This window comes from Emcibacteraceae bacterium (genome assembly GCA_041396985.1).
GTDB lineage: Bacteria > Pseudomonadota > Alphaproteobacteria > Sphingomonadales > Emcibacteraceae > Pseudemcibacter.
Genome location: JAWKXO010000001.1, coordinates 647445 through 664214 on the forward strand (window position 1 = coordinate 647445; position 16770 = coordinate 664214).

16 protein-coding genes are annotated in these 16770 nt (G+C 42.1%); 10 read left to right on the forward strand and 6 right to left on the reverse strand.

Features of this window, described 5'->3' with window-relative positions; all coding sequences use genetic code 11:
- The first annotated feature begins 27 nt into the window (after positions 1-27).
- The 7 genes from R3D86_03095 (at position 28) to R3D86_03125 (ending at position 8624) form a co-directional block, all read left to right on the forward strand.
- Complete coding sequence (locus tag R3D86_03095) at positions 28-1359, forward strand: threonine ammonia-lyase (GenBank protein MEZ5757189.1); 1332 nt, start codon at positions 28-30, stop codon at positions 1357-1359.
- 88 nt (positions 1360-1447) lie between these two features.
- Positions 1448-2329 carry a flagellar motor protein MotB gene (gene motB / locus R3D86_03100; GenBank protein MEZ5757190.1) on the forward strand — a complete coding sequence of 294 codons (882 nt, stop codon included), beginning with the start codon at positions 1448-1450 and terminating at the stop codon, positions 2327-2329.
- A gap of 68 nt (positions 2330-2397) precedes the next feature.
- Positions 2398-4254 (forward strand): SLC13 family permease, encoded by a 1857-nt coding sequence (locus tag R3D86_03105; protein ID MEZ5757191.1) that lies wholly within the window; start codon positions 2398-2400, stop codon positions 4252-4254.
- A gap of 64 nt (positions 4255-4318) precedes the next feature.
- On the forward strand, positions 4319-5110 hold the full coding sequence (locus R3D86_03110) for an arginyltransferase (protein ID MEZ5757192.1): 792 nt from the start codon (positions 4319-4321) through the stop codon (positions 5108-5110).
- Positions 5111-5206: 96 nt separating this feature from the next.
- Positions 5207-6382, forward strand: coding sequence for a TRAP transporter substrate-binding protein (locus R3D86_03115; GenBank protein MEZ5757193.1), 1176 nt, complete (start codon positions 5207-5209; stop codon positions 6380-6382).
- 53 nt (positions 6383-6435) lie between these two features.
- A complete protein-coding gene (locus tag R3D86_03120) occupies positions 6436-6978 on the forward strand; it encodes a TRAP transporter small permease subunit (protein MEZ5757194.1) in 543 nt (180 codons plus the stop codon).
- Complete coding sequence (locus R3D86_03125) at positions 6978-8624, forward strand: TRAP transporter large permease subunit (protein ID MEZ5757195.1); 1647 nt, start codon at positions 6978-6980, stop codon at positions 8622-8624. Before R3D86_03120 ends, R3D86_03125 begins: the two co-directional genes overlap by 1 nt.
- 71 nt (positions 8625-8695) lie before the next feature.
- Here R3D86_03125 and queF read toward each other — a convergent pair whose 3' ends face one another.
- Positions 8696-9160: a preQ(1) synthase gene (gene queF / locus R3D86_03130; protein MEZ5757196.1), complete on the reverse strand. Its 465-nt coding sequence runs from the start codon at positions 9158-9160 to the stop codon at positions 8696-8698.
- Positions 9161-9319: 159 nt separating this feature from the next.
- Between queF and sseA the strand changes: the two genes are divergently transcribed.
- Both sseA and metC read left to right on the forward strand, forming a co-directional pair.
- A complete protein-coding gene (gene sseA, locus R3D86_03135) occupies positions 9320-10168 on the forward strand; it encodes a 3-mercaptopyruvate sulfurtransferase (GenBank protein ID MEZ5757197.1) in 849 nt (282 codons plus the stop codon).
- A complete protein-coding gene (gene metC / locus R3D86_03140) occupies positions 10165-11337 on the forward strand; it encodes a cystathionine beta-lyase (GenBank protein ID MEZ5757198.1) in 1173 nt (390 codons plus the stop codon). Before sseA ends, metC begins: the two co-directional genes overlap by 4 nt.
- Before the next feature lie 14 nt (positions 11338-11351).
- Here the strand turns inward: metC and R3D86_03145 are convergent, their stop codons facing one another.
- Genes R3D86_03145 through R3D86_03155 form a run of 3 tightly spaced genes read right to left on the reverse strand, consistent with a single transcriptional unit; the run spans position 11352 to position 13373 of the window.
- Entirely contained in the window at positions 11352-12191 is an 840-nt protein-coding gene (locus tag R3D86_03145; protein MEZ5757199.1) for an iron chelate uptake ABC transporter family permease subunit, read from the reverse strand.
- Positions 12136-12906, reverse strand: coding sequence for an ATP-binding cassette domain-containing protein (locus tag R3D86_03150; protein MEZ5757200.1), 771 nt, complete (start codon positions 12904-12906; stop codon positions 12136-12138). Before R3D86_03150 ends, R3D86_03145 begins: the two co-directional genes overlap by 56 nt.
- A gap of 5 nt (positions 12907-12911) precedes the next feature.
- Complete coding sequence (locus R3D86_03155) at positions 12912-13373, reverse strand: transcriptional repressor (GenBank protein MEZ5757201.1); 462 nt, start codon at positions 13371-13373, stop codon at positions 12912-12914.
- Positions 13374-13461: 88 nt separating this feature from the next.
- Here R3D86_03155 and hisI point away from each other — a divergent pair, with 88 nt between their 5' ends.
- The gene (hisI, locus tag R3D86_03160; protein ID MEZ5757202.1) at positions 13462-13875 is read left to right on the forward strand and encodes a phosphoribosyl-AMP cyclohydrolase; all 414 of its coding nucleotides are present in this window, start codon (positions 13462-13464) and stop codon (positions 13873-13875) included.
- 57 nt (positions 13876-13932) lie between these two features.
- On the opposite strand, the gene R3D86_03165 is transcribed toward hisI, so the two are convergent.
- Together R3D86_03165 and R3D86_03170 are read right to left on the reverse strand one after the other, a co-directional pair.
- A complete protein-coding gene (locus tag R3D86_03165) occupies positions 13933-16152 on the reverse strand; it encodes a molybdopterin cofactor-binding domain-containing protein (protein ID MEZ5757203.1) in 2220 nt (739 codons plus the stop codon).
- A gap of 1 nt (position 16153) precedes the next feature.
- Positions 16154-16618, reverse strand: coding sequence for a (2Fe-2S)-binding protein (locus R3D86_03170; GenBank protein MEZ5757204.1), 465 nt, complete (start codon positions 16616-16618; stop codon positions 16154-16156).
- Positions 16619-16770: the final 152 nt, after the last annotated feature.

Consider the following 16770-nt stretch of genomic DNA (forward strand, 5'->3'; position numbering starts at 1 on the left):
AAGCAAGTTTTAATGTCGGCCTAAAAAATGAAAAAAATAAAAAATAAAAATTTTGGACTTTTTCCTGAGAAACCAATATATCAGGGCTCTATAGAAATAAAGCAACTGAGTGATCGGCAAAAAATCATGAGCAATAATCCGGAAACACTGACATTAGAGGATGTTAAAAATGCCGCCAAAGCATTTGACGGCGCCATTAAACACACACCGACAAATCATGCGATTACTCTTTCCGGTATTACAGGCGCAGATATTTATATAAAATTGGAAAATAATCAGTTTACAGCATCCTTTAAAGAACGTGGAGCACTGAATAAACTTTTAAATCTATCGCATGAGCAACAAAGAAACGGCGTCATAGCTGCCAGTGCCGGAAATCACGCGCAAGGTGTCGCCTATCATGGAAGCCGGCTTAAAATTCCGACAACCATTGCAATGCCGCTTGGAACCCCATTTGTTAAAATCAGCAATACGGAAGCACTCGGAGCAAAAGTTGTACAGGTTGGTGAGCGGTTTGATGAAACAGCAGAAGCAGCACTAAAAATAGCTGAAGAACAAGGGCTTACTGTCGTTCATCCTTTTGATGATTATCATGTTATGGCCGGACAGGGCACGATCGCTTTGGAATTATTGTCCGATGTCCCGGACCTTGACATAATTGTGGTCCCTGTCGGGGGAGGAGGCCTCATCGCCGGTATCGCCACTGCGGCAAAGGCTATAAATCCCGGCATAAAAGTAATAGGCGTTCAGTCGGAGCGTTTTCCTTCGCTTTATCGGTCACTCAATGGACAGGAATATGTTGCGCAAGGATCAACACTGGCAGAAGGGATTGCCGTAAAAACGATCGGCGAAAAAACCATCGAAGTCTGTAAAAAAGTGGTTGATGATATTCTTCTGGTCAGCGAAGACGAAATTGAAAAAGCAGTGGGACTTCTTCTTACTGTTGAAAAAACGGTTGTTGAAGGGGCCGGTGCCTGCCCCCTTGCGGCAGTCATAAGATATCCTGATATTTTTAAAGGCAAAAAAGTCGGTCTGGTCGTCACAGGCGGTAATATAGATACCAGGCTTCTTGCTTCAATTTTAATGCGTGGCCTTGTCAGAGACGGCAGAATCACCCGTCTTCGCATTGAACTTCCAGACGTGCCGGGCGCTTTATCAGTTATTTCTTCAATTATCGGTAATCAGGGCGGAAATATTATCGACGTATCACATCACCGGCTGTTTACAGAACTTCCGGCCAAGGAAACTTATTCTAACATAACATTGGAAACCAGAGATGCGCGTCATCTTCAGGATATCCTTGATGAACTTCGGGAAGAAGGCTTCGTAGTCAATGTGAACAGAAATATTGATATGTAATTCAAAAAGATGATGCCTGATAATATTTAATTAACCATCCGCGGGCATTATAGGCAGACAAAGTCATATTTTTGAATTAAGGTTTTAGATGTCGGACGAACAGCAACGCCCTATAATAATAAAGCGTATTAAAAAAGTTTCGGGCGGACACCATGGTGGTGCCTGGAAGGTGGCATATGCTGACTTCGTTACGGCCATGATGGCATTTTTTCTGCTTTTATGGCTTTTGAATTCCACATCCCAGGAACAAAAAGAAGGTCTTTCAGACTATTTCACACCTACTACAGCGGCGACAAGAGCTGTTGCAGGAGCAGATAATGTACTTGAAGGTGTTTCGGTAAATTCTGATGGATCCTCATCGAGTGATGTTACAACACCAATGCCTGATGAAGTGGTGATTAAAAAAGAAGAAGTTGCCAAACGGAATAACGATGCAGCGGAAGAAAATAGTTTTGAAGTTGCCATGGCAAACCGAGAGCAGGAAGCTTTTGAAGATATGGCTACTGATCTAAATCTAAGCATTCAGGATAATGCCGAACTTTCGCAATTAAAAGATCAGGTGATTATTGATATGACCGAAGACGGCATGCGCATTCAGCTTGTCGATAAAGACAATAGGTCAATGTTCAAAAGTGACACCGCCGAACTCTATTCATATGCTGAAAGAATGCTACAGCTCATTGCTGAAAAAGTTGGTAAACTGCCAAATCGTATTTCAATTGCCGGGCATACTGATTCAAAACCATTCAGGGCAGGATCAAATTATTCTAACTGGGAATTAAGCTCTGATCGGGCAAATGCCGCGAGAAGAGTTCTATTGTCTTCAGGCGTTTCAACAGACCGCTTTGCAGAGATCACAGGCAAGGCCGCAACTGAACCATTGCTGCCAGGTCGCCCTGATCGCCCGGAAAACAGAAGAATTACTATTCTTGTCATCCGTGAAGCCCCAACGCTTCCAAGCAATCTTTAAACCTATAAAAGACCTTGTCTTTTCCAGATAACTACTGCTAAAATTATTCCATAAACAAGGAATCTTATATGGAAATTTTAGAGCCCTCAGTCCAAATGTGGCTAACCTTTGGCTTGATTGCGATAGGTATCTTCTTTTATGTACTTGATAAATATCCAATGGAATTGGTTTCACTTGGTATTATCGTTTCTTTGCTCCTGCTTTTCCATTTTATGCCCCTTCACGGTAACGATGATAAAGTTCTTATTAATACAAGGTCACTGCTTGAGGGGCTTGCAGATCCTGCACTAATCAGCATTCTTGCCTTACTTGTTGTCGGGCATGGTATTGTGGAAACAGGTGCTCTGGATAGCCCGGTCAAAATTCTCATACGTTTAAGCAGTTCGTATCCTGTCGCCGTGATCGTCATGTCATTACTTGTGGTCATGTTTATCAGCGCATTTCTAAACAACACGCCTGTGGTTGTAATATTTATTCCCATTATGATTACTTTGGCCGAGAATCTTGGGAAGTCTCCTTCAATTTATCTGATGCCGCTCAGTTTCGTCGCCATTCTGGGCGGGATGACCACTTTGATCGGGTCCAGCACAAATCTGCTTGTTTCTGAATCATTAAGGACTATAGGCGGAATTGAACTGGGATTTTTTGATTTTGCTGTTCCAGGTATTTTTCTTGCCTTTATTGGATTTTTATATGTTTTGTTCATAGCCCCCTATATTTTACCAAAAGATCGCTCAACTTCAAATAAAGACACTCAAATCACCGGCAAGCAGTTTATTGTTCAAATTGATCTTACAGAAGGAAATACATTAATTGGTCATAAGGCAGTAGCAGGTATGTTTCCTATTCTATCCGGTCTAACTGTACAAATGGTTAGACGAGGAACAAAAAAATTCCTTCCACCTTTTGATGATATCAGTCTTGAAAAGGGAGACCAGCTTATTTTAGCTGCTACAAGAAAGGAGCTGACCGATAAAATAGCCAAAGAACATTTACTACTGTCTGACGTAAAAGGCCACTCGGAAGATGACAGAAAAAAAACGGATCGTGAGGATCAGATTCTATACAGAGGACAAAAACTTGTAGAAGTAGTCATAATGCCGGAATCCAAACTGGACGGCCGGACGCTTGCCCAATCAGGTTTCAGTTTACCGGGCGGTTGTAAAATACTCGGTATTCAACGGCGAAGCCGAATGAACAGAACATCAATCAATGACATTAGACTTGAAGCAAATGATACTTTGTTGGCTATTGGAACCCAACAGGAAATCCAATCACTTCGACTTAATAATGATGTCCTATTGTTGGAATGGTCAGCCAAGGAAATTCCAATCATTGTTGATATGTGGAAATCCATGTTCATATTTATCTCAGTTGTCTTTCTGGCTTCTACAGGAATATTGCCTATCGCCATTTCTTCATTGCTCGGTGCATTTGCCATGATCGTAAGCGGATGTTTAAGTGTTAAAAAAGCGACAAGTGCTATTGATCGAAATATATTTCTGCTTATTGGCGCCGCTCTGGCCATGGGAACTTCCCTTCAGGCGACTGGCGGTGCCTCATATATAGCCATGCATATGGTCACCTTACTGGATGGTGCAAGTCCGACAGTTATTCTTTCGGCATTTTTCCTGCTGATCGCCTTTATGACAAATATTTTAAGCAACAATGCTACTGCGGTATTGTTTACCCCTATTGCCATAAACATGGCCAATGAAATAAATATTGATCCATTTATATTTGTCACCACAGTCATTTTTGCTGCCAATTGTTCTTTTGCAACACCAATGGGATATAAAACAAACCTTCTGGTTTTTGGGCCAGGAAATTACAAATTTGCTGATTTCATCAAAGTGGGTGTGCCTCTTATTTTATTGCTTTGGATTAGTTATACGTTCTTTGCGCCCTGGTATTATGATCTGTAAAAGGACATTGTATAAATGAAAAAATACACTGCTAAATAATATAAAAATATGGTATTTATCTGTTATGACTGACCAATCCTCCCATTTTCCAAAATTTTATGTTACGGCACCGAATGCCTGCCCGTATCTTGAAGGAAAAACAGAGAGAAAAATATTTACCGAACTCAAGCCTGAACAACTTGCCTATGACAGGGAGGCAATATTAAATTATCAGGGACCGGAAACAAACAGACAAAGAGCTGAAGATTTACATCATTCACTTGCCTTGGTCGGTTTTAGAAGAAGTCAGGATATTGCTTACCGCCCGGCCTGCGAAGGATGTCATGAATGCAAATCTGTAAGAATTCCTGTCATTTTATTCAAAGGGTCAAAAACTCAGAAGCGCATTCTTTCAAAAAATAAAGATATTATTTTCGAGATAAAACCTAACATTGCGACAAAAGAGCAATACTCTCTAATTATCAATTACATCAATAGCCGCCATTTTGATGGCGGAATGAGTGGCCTGTCATTTCATGAATATCGCGATATGGTGGAAAGCAGCCCTGTCAGCACTGTAATAATAGAATACAGACTGCCAGACGGAACATTAATTGGCGCAGCACTTACAGATCAGATGCAGGACTCACTTTCAATGGTTTATAGTTTTTTTGATGTTTCCCCTTCAATGATCAGACGTAGTCTTGGTGTCTATATTGTCTTAAATCACATTAATATTGCAAAATCTCGAAATCTGGATCATATCTACCTTGGGTATTTTGTAAAAGACAGTCCCAAGATGAGTTATAAAAAAAACTTCCAACCATTGGAAATTCTGACTTCAAACGGTTGGAAGCTCTTAAATAAATTATATTGACTCTATAGTTATTATTGAATTTTATAAAATGCGTGTTTATAAGAGAATGAAATCTTATAACAATAAATCTTTCTACATCAAAATTAAGGCTAACATATGAAACGTCGTTCTTTTCTTAAAAAATCTGCTGCCTTAGGCGCAGGAACTCTTGCTGCTGGCGCTGTAGCCGCCTGTAGTCCAAGTCCCGTTGATCCAAATTCAGGTAAATACAAGAACGTCGGCGCGTCTTCATCATCTGGCTCTCAAAACAGTCAACCTTCGATTGATCTGAAAATGGTAACAACCTGGGGTAAAAACTTTCCGGGTCTGGGGGATCGTGCTGTAAAATTTGCTGATGATATTAACACTGCGACCAACGGACGGATTCGCATTCGTGTTTATGCTGCCGATGAAATGGTCCCTGCTCTTCAGGCATTTGACGCTGTCTCACAGGGTAATGCTGATATATATCACGGTCCGGATTATTACTGGCAAGGTAAGCACCCGATTTTTAATTTCTTTGGTGCTGTTCCATTTGGCCTAACTGCAACGGAAATGACACAATGGCTTCAATATGGTGGCGGACAGGCACTTTGGGATGAGGTTTCAGCCGGTTTCAACATTAAACCAATGCTATGTAATGCAACCGGAATTCAGATGGCCGGTTGGTTTAATAAAGAAATTAATTCTGTAGAAGATTTCCAAGGCTTAAAAATGCGTATCCCAGCACTCGGGGGGGAAATTATCAAAAGACTGGGGGGCACCCCTGTAACTTTGCCAGGTGGCGAGATTTTCTTATCCCTATCACAGGGCAATATAGACGCAACAGAATGGATTGGCCCCTGGAATGACTTAACACTGGGCTTCCATCAGGCTGCTAAATTTTATTATACATCTGGTTGGCATGAGCCAAGTGCATCTGTATGTGCTGGCTGGAACCTTGAGGTATGGAATACGCTAAGCGATTCAGAAAAAGTGATAATCGAAGCACTGGCACAAAAACATTATTCATATTCACTGGCCGAGTTTAATGCCCGCAATGACGGTTCTCTTCGTACTCTGATCAATGAACATAATGTTCAAACACGTCAGTTTCCACCTGAAGTAATGAAAGCACTTGTTGATACCGCTGCGGATGTGGTTGCCGACATTGGCAGAACTGATGACATTTCAAGAAGGGTGTATAACAGCTATATGGAAACACTTGCAGCAGCCAAGGAATGGAGTGCCGTTGCGGACGAGCCATATATTGCTGCCCGTCGACTATCAGATAAATTTGGTCAGCCTTTATAAAATAATGACCATGCAAAAAATATTTAGTGAATAACATTCGGGAGCAAAATCCAATGGAAGGAATTGCAATTACTGCCCGCGCTATTGATGCCGTAAATGAAAAAATAGGGCAGATCGTCTCTTGGGCAGCGCTTACGCTCGTACTCGTGCAGTTTGGAATTGTATTATTTAACTACCTTTACAGTGAAGGGGTTATTGCTGTGCAGGAAAGTCTGACCTACATGCATTCTTTAGTTTTTCTGGGGGCAGCCGGTTATACTCTTCTTCATAACGGTCATGTACGTGTTGATATTTTCTATAGTAAAATGGATGAGAAAAGAAAGGCCTACATAAATTTATTTGGTGCTCTGATCATTTTATTCCCGGTCCTCATATGTATCGGTTATTACGCGTGGCCATTCGTTATGCAGTCATGGAAAATTAGTGAAGGGTCAATTGAGACCAGTGGTCTTCAAATTGTCTATATATTAAAAACAATGATCTTATTGTTTGTGGGAAGTACATTCTTACAAGGTGTTTCTATCTCATTACATTCTCTTCTCGTCATATTCGGATATGAACATCTCGTGGAAGAAGAACTCGGGGAGGGCATCTAATGATATTAGATTTATCACTAATTGGGGTTCATATTGATTTCGTACTCATCGGAATCTGGTTAAGCGAATTTTTTGGCATGCCACTGGACTTACTGCTTTGCAGTGTTATGTTTGCTTTGGCCTGTGGAGCCCTGCTTCTCGGCTACCCGGTTGCCTTCACTCTGCCTGGTATTTCACTCATTTTTGGTGGCCTCGGTTATGCAATGGGAATATTTCATTTCTCTATTCTTGGCGGTGTGCCGCAAAGAATTTACGGAACGATGACAAATGTTGTGATGATGGCGGTCCCCCTCTTCGTATTTATGGGGGTTATGCTTGAAAGGTCACAAATTGCTGAAGACCTGCTTGAAAGTATGGGGAAATTGATGGGACGGCTTAAAGGCGGCCTGGCGATTTCCGTAACAATCGTAGGGGCCCTTCTGGCTGCATCTACCGGTATTGTTGGTGCAACAGTTGTTATTATGGGCCTTATGGCTCTGCCGACAATGTTAAACAAGGGATATAGTCCAGCTGTGGCAACCGGCGGCATTGCCGCTTCAGGAACGCTAGGACAAATTATTCCGCCATCAATCGTACTGGTCCTTCTAGGTGATCAGTTATCCTCAGCATGGCAATCGTCACAGTTATCTATTGGAAACTTTTCTCCTACACCATTATCGGTTGGTGATTTGTTTGCTGGGGCACTAATTCCTGGCCTGGGCCTTGTGCTTCTCTATATTATTTACCAAGTTTCACTTGCTATCTTTTTGCCAAGTACATGCCCACCAGTCATTGAGAAAAGCGAGAAAATAGATCTTAAGCCGGTTTTGGCAGCATTTCTTCCGCCAATCATTCTGGTTGTGGCCGTGCTTGGATCCATTCTTGCCGGTATTGCAACACCGACTGAAGCTGCGGCTTTAGGTGCAATTGGTGCGATCATAATGGCTGGATATAAGAATAATAAGTCAAAACCTTTGCCGGTAATTGTCGCCGCATCTTCAATAGTCATACTTGTTATTTTAGGTGGTGTGTTTGATCTTAGGATGGGACGTGAAAAAATTGCTTTCATGGATTATATTGCCTTTGGCCTTTCCATTCCTCTTGTGATTGCTCTCTTTTGGGGTGTCTTTGAATGCTTTATGAGGGTTTACCGCACCAGAGTAATCCATGAAGTTATGCAGATGACTTCTAAAATCAGTTCAATGATCTTTATCATAATGGTTGGCGCTGCATTGTTCACCCTGATTTTCCTTGGATTTAATGGTGACTATTATATTACGGAATTCCTCACCAATCTGCCTGGTGGACGTTTGGGCGCATTCCTTGTCGTTATGCTGGTGATGTTTGCTCTTGGCTTCTTCCTTGACTTCATTCAGATCGTTTTCGTGGTGGTTCCGATTGTGGCCCCGGTCCTCTTCCTGATGGATATTAATCCTATCTGGCTGGGCATTATGATGGCCATGAACCTGCAAACATCGTTCCTGACACCGCCATTTGGATATGCGCTTTTCTATCTGCGTGGTGTCGCCCCGGAAGATAAGGTAAAAACAACTGATATTTATAAGGGAGTCGTTCCCTATATTCTTATTCAGGTTATTGCCCTGGTAATCCTTTATAACTTTGAAGGACTGGTTACCTGGCTACCGGAAATAATTTTCGGGAAATAACAGAACTTATATTAAAATGGAAAAGGAGGCCGCGGCCTCCTTTTTTTTTGAAATATAAATTTTTTAAAGGGCTATCCGCGCCCTCTGTACCCTGGCACATCCTGATCCGGAATCCAAAGATTTTCCGGTGGCTTCCCAGTCTGATAGAAGACATCAATAGGGATACCACCCCTTGGGTACCAGTACCCCCCTATTCGCAGCCAGACGGGTTTTAATTCATCAACCAGACGTTCTGCAATTCCAACCGTACAATCCTCATGAAACCCTGCATGATTTCGAAAAGAATGAAGATAAAGTTTCAGTGATTTACTTTCGACCAGATATTTTTCCGGCACATAATCAATGACAATATGGGCAAAGTCAGGCTGCCCGGTCACCGGACATAAAGATGTAAATTCCGGACAAGTGAAACGGACAAAATATGGAGATGCCGGTCTCGGATTGGGAACTTTTTCCAAAATCGCCTGATCCGGATTTTCAGGCAACTTTGTTGATCCGCCCAATTGGGATAACCCGTCATAAATTTCTTTACTCATAAGTCTTCTTTCAATGCTAAAATACCATCATATAATATAATAATGACCGATTGTCATCTGCCTAGGGAAAAAGTTCAATAATCATCAATTCACCTTGTTGACCTGTGTCATGAATAAACTTATCTTCAATTTTTATATAAACTAAATGGATCCCAAAAAATGCCCGGAACATCTTCACTCGTAACAACAGAATGGCTTGCTGAAAATATGAGTGATCCAAATATTAGAATACTTGATGCGACCTGGTATCTTCCAAATTCAGAAAATAATGCCAAGGCAGAATATGCACAAAGTCATATACCAGGCGCATTATATTTTGATATTGATGAAATCGCTGACACTGACATCCCTCTCCCCCACATGATGCCAAGCAATGAGAAAATGTCCAGCCGGGTCAGAAAAATGGGTATCTCCAACAGAAATCATATCGTTGTTTATGATAACAGCGATTTTAATTCTGCGGCCCGAGCCTGGTTTATGTTTAAAAATTTCGGTCATGAAAATATATCAATCCTTGATGGTGGATTTAAAAAATGGTGCAAGGAAGGGCGTCCCACTCAGTCAGATATTCCAACATTTTCAAGCAGCCATTATCAGGCCAATAAAGATGAAAATAAAATCCGCAATCTAGATCAGATTAAAGCCAATATTGAAAGCAATAAAGAACAGCTTGTTGATGCACGTTCAAGAGGACGGTTCTTAGGAACAGCCCCAGAACCAAGGCCAGAGTCACGGTCAGGTCATATTCCCGGTAGTTTTAGTGTTCCTTTTAATGAACTTCTGAGTGAAGACGGAATCTATAAAGGTAGAGATGAACTAAAAAAAATATTTGTCGAAAATGGCGTTGATTTGAACAAACCTATCGTCACATCTTGCGGCAGCGGTATTACAGCCTGTGTTCTGCTTTTTGCCCTTGACCAGATTGGTCATAAGGATGGGGCGCTTTATGATGGATCATGGGCCGAATGGGGCACAAGAAATGATACTCCTGTGGAAAAACTACAATGAAAAAAGATACAAAAATTGCCCATAGTGGCCGCAATAAAAAGTGGACCGGTCAGGCGGTTAACCCGCCCGTTTATCACACATCAACCATTATTCATGAAACAGTCGATGATTTAAAATATGCCCTCAAAAATTTTAAGAATAAAATTATGTATTACGGTCGTCGCGGCACGCCAACTCATTTTGCCTTTCGCGATGCCATGGCAGAGCTTGAAGGCGGGCATGATTGCCTAATATATCCATCCGGTCTTGCCGCTATTAATGCAGCACTAATGTCATTTTTAAGCAGTGGCGATCATTTATTGATGGTCGATACCGCTTATGGACCGACAAGAGTACTCTGCAACACGGTATTAAAAAGAATGGGTATCGAAACCACCTATTATGATCCTTTAATCGGTGGTGGTATAGAAAGCCTAATTCGTGAAAATACAAAAGTGATTTTCTGTGAGTCCCCTGGTTCGGTAACAATGGAAATTCAGGATATTCCGGCTATTTCAAAGGTAGCGCATGCCAAAAATATTATTGTGATGCTCGATAATACTTATGGCAATCTTGTTAATTTTAGCCCTTATGAACATGGGGTGGATATTTCCATTCAGGCGGCAACGAAATATATTGTCGGGCATTCCGATGCCATGCTGGGAACCATTACAACTTCAGAAAAATACTGGCCACAGCTTTATGACAACAGCTTTTTTATGGGCTATACCGCAGCCCCTGACGATATAAACCTTGCGCTTAGGGGCATCAGAACCATTAACGCCAGAATAAAACAGCATGAAGCGAGTGCTTTAAAAATTGCCCACTGGCTAAAATCAAGAAATGAAGTTGATCTCGTGCTTCATCCGGCCTTTAGCGACTGTCCTGGTCACGAAATATGGAAACGGGATTTTAAAGGATCAAACGGTCTTTTTTCATTCACTCTTAAACAAGGCAATGATGCAGCCGTAGAAGCCTTTCTCGATAACCTCAACCTGTTTAAAATGGGATATAGCTGGGGCGGCTTTGAAAGTCTGGTCATGAGCCTTTATAATTTAAAGAATGAAAGAGTTGGCAATAACTGGGATCATTATGGCCCGCTCATCCGCTTACATGTTGGCCTTGAAGATGCTGATGATTTAATAGAGGACCTTGATCAGGCGTTCAAGCATTTCAACAGCGCCTTATAACAAAATATTTAAATTTATGCTCTTGCCCGGATAAAAAAGCGCCCGCATAAAAACAGTACGGTAGCGCTTAGAACAATTGCTGGCCCTGTCGGTACATCCCACATGTTTGAAATGCTGATACCAGTTATGACGGATATTATTCCACAAACTGAAGATATAATAATCATCTGTAACGGGGTTTTTGCCATTGTTCTTGCTGCAGCTGCGGGAATGATCATTAAAGCTGTGATGAGCAGAACACCTATTACCTTTAGAGCCACTGCAACCACAAAAGCGATAAGTAACATATAGGCAATTTTAATTTGATCTACTTTGACCCCTTCAATTCTGGCCAGATCTTCATGCACCGTAATTGAAAGCAATGGGCGCCAGATTAAATAAAGTATAATAGCGGATAACACGACAACACCACCAATTGTATAGAGATCATCAGTTCCGATGGCGAGAATTTGGCCAACAAGATAATACATCATATCTGTTCGGAAGCGGTCCATCATTGAAATAACAATCATCCCAATTGATAAGGCACTATGTGCGAGAATACCCAGTAATGTATCTGACGAAAACCGTCTGTCCCTTTGTAAAAACAGAAGGAGCATGGCAACAGCGGAACAGGTACCTATCATAATGACCGGATTTTCGCTATCAAAGGCAATCCCCAAAGCGACCCCCATAAGGGCAGAATGGGCAATTGTATCACCAAAATAAGCCATTTTCCGCCACACCATGAAGCATCCTAATGGTCCGGCTATCGCCGCAACCATTACACCCGCAATCAATGCATTGATTATAAACTGATCAATCATGATCGTGATTATCCCTAGCAGGTTTATGGCTATGATATTGGTGATCATGACCCTCGCTATGATGGTGTGTATATATGGCAACGCCTTCCATTGGGCGCCCCATCAACGCATAATATTCAGGATCATTTCTCACAAATTCCGGAGGACCGCTACAGCATATATGACGGTTCAGGCAAAGCACCTGATCTGTGGAAGCCATAACAAGATGAAGATCATGGGAAATCATCAGGACACCACAGTTCGTTTTGTCCCGCACTTCTGCAATCAATCCATAAATTTCCTGCTGCCCAAGGATATCGATTCCCTGAACAGGTTCATCCAGCACTAATAAATCGGGTTTTCCTAGCAAGGCTCTCGCCAGCAAAATACGCTGCATTTCTCCGCCAGACGCACTTTGAATAGGTTGATCTCCAATGTGAGGAAGCCTGACTGTTTCCAGAACTTGCTCAATGTCATCATAGGTGGTTTTGGGTCTGAGATATAAAAAATCCCTGATGCATAAGGGCAAAACATCATCAATCATCACCTTCTGCGGCATATATCCAATAGATATATTCTTGGCTCTGTGCACATCTCCTGAACTTACATCCAAAATGCCAAGTGAGATTTTCATCAATGTGCTTTTGCCGGCTCCATTAGGGCCGATCAGGGTCACTGTCTCTCCCCGGCTAACCGAAAAAGAAACATCCTCAAGCACAAGGTTATTGTTGTAACTTTTGCACACATTTTCTAGCCTTAGTAGTTGACTAGATTTGACGCTCATCCCCACTAATTCCTACAATTTTCACAAACACCCGCGATTTCCAATATAGAATTTTCGTAGGTATAGCCATTTTCCTTTGCTGCTTTTTTAATGACATCATGTAACGATTTCTCGTTCATTTCCGTAACATTACTGCATTTTGTACAAATCATAAAATGGCCCTGGTGTTTATGTGCCGGATCACTACATCCGACAAAGGCGTTTAGCGATTCGATTCTGTGAACAAATCCTTCCTCAATAAGAAAATCAAGCGCACGATACACTGTTGGTGGCGCTACCCTTTTCTGTCCCTCGCTTAGCAAATCAAGAACCTCGTATGCTGTTATTGGCTGATGCTTACTCCATACCAATTCAAGCACTCTACGCCTTAGCGGCGTAAACCTTGTTTCGCGTTCCTCACATATCTTCTGCGCTGCCTCCAATGCAGATTCAATGCATTCATCATGATTGTGTTTATGTTTTAACAATTTTTTCTCTCTCGTTACTATTCCAAAGAGCCCCGAATTATGATATTGCCCTGATTGTTATAAAATATCAACCCATCAGGACAATAATATGACAAGCACGGAAAATAACAACTCTTTAGAGCAATTTATAAACCGATTGCAATTTAATGATGATGGCCTGATCCCTGTTATTGCACAAGCTCACGACTCGCGTGAAGTTCTGATGATGGCATGGATGAATTCGGAAGCCATTATTGAAACCTTAAAGACGGGTCAGGTCTGTTATTATTCAAGATCCAGACAAAAATTATGGCGCAAGGGTGAAACCTCCGGACAAACTCAGACGTTAAGAAGTTTTCGGATAGATTGTGACAGCGATACTATTCTGCTTCTTGTGGATCAAATCGGCGTAGCTTGCCACACAGGAAGATATAGCTGTTTCTTCGAGGAAGTCGCAAAAGACGGCACAACAACAATCATTTCCAATGTATTAAAAAGCCCGGATGAGCTTTATAAAAAATAATAAGGGCGATAATAAAAATTATCGCCCTACTAAAATAGACTTTTAAGTTTTTTAAAATTAGCCTTTCATAGCTGATTTAAGCTGATCAGCGATCGGTAATTTACGTATTCTTACTCCACTTGCTGCATAAATCGCATTACAAAGGGCCGGGATTGCAGCCGGAAGCGCCATTTCACCCATTCCGCGTGGTTCGATGTTATTTTTGGCTACCTCTGCATCAAACTGTGTTGGGGACTGAGCAATTCGCGCCATATGGTAGGTATCAAAATTATTGGTAATAACACGACCACCATCAATTTTAATCTCCTGACCAAGTGCCGCACTAAAGCCGTCCAGCGTACCGCCCTCAATCTGACCTTTGCAGCCAAGAGGGTTGATCACCACACCCGGATCACATGCCCCTGACGCTTTGATAATTGTCAAAGTTCCGTCATCATCCACTTTAACCTCAACCACAGCAGCGGCATAACCACCAAAGGTCATGAAGCTGGCAACCCCCATACCGTGGCCTTTAGGCAGTTTTTTACCCCAGCCGGCATTCTTAGCCGCTATTTGCAGGATATTGATAAAGCGATCTGCACGGATAAAATCACTACTGAACCCGGGATGTGGTGTATCACCAGTTTCACGGAACATATTAATCCGATATTCCAGTGGGTCTTTCCCGGCCAAATGTGCCATCTCATCGACAAAAGATTGCATAGCGTAACCGGCAACATTTTCGGTCGGACCACGCCAGGGGCCACTTGGCAGAACCTGCTTATGCACTACCTCGCCCCGGTAATTAGGGATATTATGAGCTGGAAACGCATGTGTGGCAAAATCATTGTCCGTAGAACAATGAAGATAGTTTGCGGCAATAATTTTACCGTTTTTATCCAGTCCACCACGGAAAACGTGCCGACCTTTTGGATTATAGAAATCCTGTTCCAGGTCATCTTCGCGGGTCCAGATTACCTTTACAGGTTTTCCAACCGCTTTAGAGCAAAGTGCCGCTTCGGTCACAGCATCAACAATAAATTTGCGGCCGAAGCCAGACCCAAGACGCGTAATGGTAACATCAAACTGGTCATGGCGATAACCTGGGAATACCTTCATCAGATCATTCATAACCCGAACTGCCGTTTGGTTCCCCGCGATAACTGTAATCTTATCATTGGTTACATCGGCAATACCACATGGCGTTTCCATTGTGGCGTGTGCCCAGTAAGGCTGCTCATAAGCGACCTCAAGCTTTTTATCAGCTTTCGCATATGCAGCATCGAAATCGCCATGCTCAATTTTAATTTCCCGCTTACCGCTTTTAACCATCCTGTCAAATTCGCTGTTTAACCAGGCATCATCGGCATGGGCCCATTTGCTGTCGTCCCATTCAATTTCAAGTGCGTCGCGACCTTTAAGGGCGGACCAATGATTATCCGCAATAACCGCAACACCATCAGAAATTATTTTCTGCTGATTGCGGTCTTCAGGAATACGGTGAATTCTGACTACTTTTCTGACCCCCGGTACTTTCAAGGCTGCGGTATCATCATATGACTTTACGACACCATCAATGTATGGACAGCGTGCTATTACCGCATTGAGCATGCCCGGCAGTTCCATATCCATACAGTAAATTGGCTTACCCAAAGCTATATCCAAAGCAGCTTTCTGTGGCTGGTCAGTACCAATAATTTTATAGTCGGCATAATCTTTTAGCTTTGGCTCGCTGCTTAAAGTTACTTTTGCAGCAGCATCAACAAGCGAACCGTAACTTAAACGGTTGCTGCCATGAACCACAAATCCATTTTCTGTTGAAAGATCACTTTCTGAAACGCTCAACTTCTGAGCAGCAGCCTTTACAAGGCGGGCTCTGGCCTCTGCGCCAGCCTGACGGAGCATGATATATGATCTACGGATTGCCTGACTACCTCCCGTGGACTGATGGATAGGCTGCCCTTTATATGTTTGATCATCGTATCCGTTTTCTCCATCTGCCTTTTTATAAAGTGGCGGCAATTTTTCCACATTGACAGTCTTAAAATCAACATCAAGTTCTTCAGCAACCAGCATCGGCAAAGCTGTGCTTACGCCTGTACCGTCATCTGGAACAGAATAACCGATGGTAATTTTATTATCGGCATCAATTTTTAAATAAAAGCCAAGGTTTGTATCCAGGTTTCTATATCTTTCCCTGCCCATCCCTTGCGCAAAACTGAAATTTGGCGCACTAATCACGAGTGCGCCGGCAGCAGCAGAAACCTTAAGGAAGCGACGTCTGTTGAAATTATCCATCTTACATCTCCCCTCTTATATATCTGGACGCTCGATGAATGGCTCTTCTTATCCTCATATAGCTGGCACAACGACAAAGATTTGTATGATTTTCATCTATATCCTGATCGGTGGGATTTGGATAATCTTTCAGAAAAGAAACCACAGCCATAATCTGGCCGGTTTGGCAGTAACCGCATTGGGAAACGTCTTCATCAATCCAGGCCTTCTGTACTGCATGAAGACGATTTTCATCACCAATTCCCTCAATGGTGGTAATTTCCTCACCTTCAACTGCCATCATCGGCAATACACACGAACGTTGAGCCTGTCCGTTAACGTGCACTGTACAAGCTCCACACTGTGCAATTCCACAGCCGAATTTTGTTCCTGTTAATTTTGCTTCATCACGCAAATACCACAGGAGTGGCATTTCTTCATCACCATTAAAAGTGTGTGATTTTCCATTTATAGTAAATTTAACCATTATACCCACCTATTTTTCGTATTTTAGAGATGTTATATCATAACTTAACCAAAGGTAAAGTCGAATTGACCATTTATTGAACTTTAAGAATATTAATTATCATATTAGGCGCCCTTAAAACAAAGCTTTTAGGACTCCGTTTTATATATTTA

Bases quoted from the DNA above. Each gene is read 5' to 3' on its own strand.
- metC (MEZ5757198.1), top strand. From the start codon at position 10,165: ATGAAAAAAGATACAAAAATTGCCCATAGTGGCCGCAATAAAAAGTGG.
- R3D86_03170 (MEZ5757204.1), bottom strand. From the start codon at position 16,618: ATGGTTAAATTTACTATAAATGGAAAATCACACACTTTTAATGGTGAT.
- R3D86_03105 (MEZ5757191.1), top strand. From the start codon at position 2,398: ATGGAAATTTTAGAGCCCTCAGTCCAAATGTGGCTAACCTTTGGCTTG.
- R3D86_03120 (MEZ5757194.1), top strand. From the start codon at position 6,436: ATGGAAGGAATTGCAATTACTGCCCGCGCTATTGATGCCGTAAATGAA.
- R3D86_03125 (MEZ5757195.1), top strand. From the start codon at position 6,978: ATGATATTAGATTTATCACTAATTGGGGTTCATATTGATTTCGTACTC.
- hisI (MEZ5757202.1), top strand. From the start codon at position 13,462: ATGACAAGCACGGAAAATAACAACTCTTTAGAGCAATTTATAAACCGA.
- R3D86_03110 (MEZ5757192.1), top strand. From the start codon at position 4,319: ATGACTGACCAATCCTCCCATTTTCCAAAATTTTATGTTACGGCACCG.
- R3D86_03095 (MEZ5757189.1), top strand. From the start codon at position 28: ATGAAAAAAATAAAAAATAAAAATTTTGGACTTTTTCCTGAGAAACCA.
- sseA (MEZ5757197.1), top strand. From the start codon at position 9,320: ATGCCCGGAACATCTTCACTCGTAACAACAGAATGGCTTGCTGAAAAT.
- motB (MEZ5757190.1), top strand. From the start codon at position 1,448: ATGTCGGACGAACAGCAACGCCCTATAATAATAAAGCGTATTAAAAAA.
- queF (MEZ5757196.1), bottom strand. From the start codon at position 9,160: ATGAGTAAAGAAATTTATGACGGGTTATCCCAATTGGGCGGATCAACA.
- R3D86_03115 (MEZ5757193.1), top strand. From the start codon at position 5,207: ATGAAACGTCGTTCTTTTCTTAAAAAATCTGCTGCCTTAGGCGCAGGA.
- R3D86_03145 (MEZ5757199.1), bottom strand. From the start codon at position 12,191: ATGATCACCAATATCATAGCCATAAACCTGCTAGGGATAATCACGATC.
- R3D86_03150 (MEZ5757200.1), bottom strand. From the start codon at position 12,906: ATGAGCGTCAAATCTAGTCAACTACTAAGGCTAGAAAATGTGTGCAAA.
- R3D86_03165 (MEZ5757203.1), bottom strand. From the start codon at position 16,152: ATGGATAATTTCAACAGACGTCGCTTCCTTAAGGTTTCTGCTGCTGCC.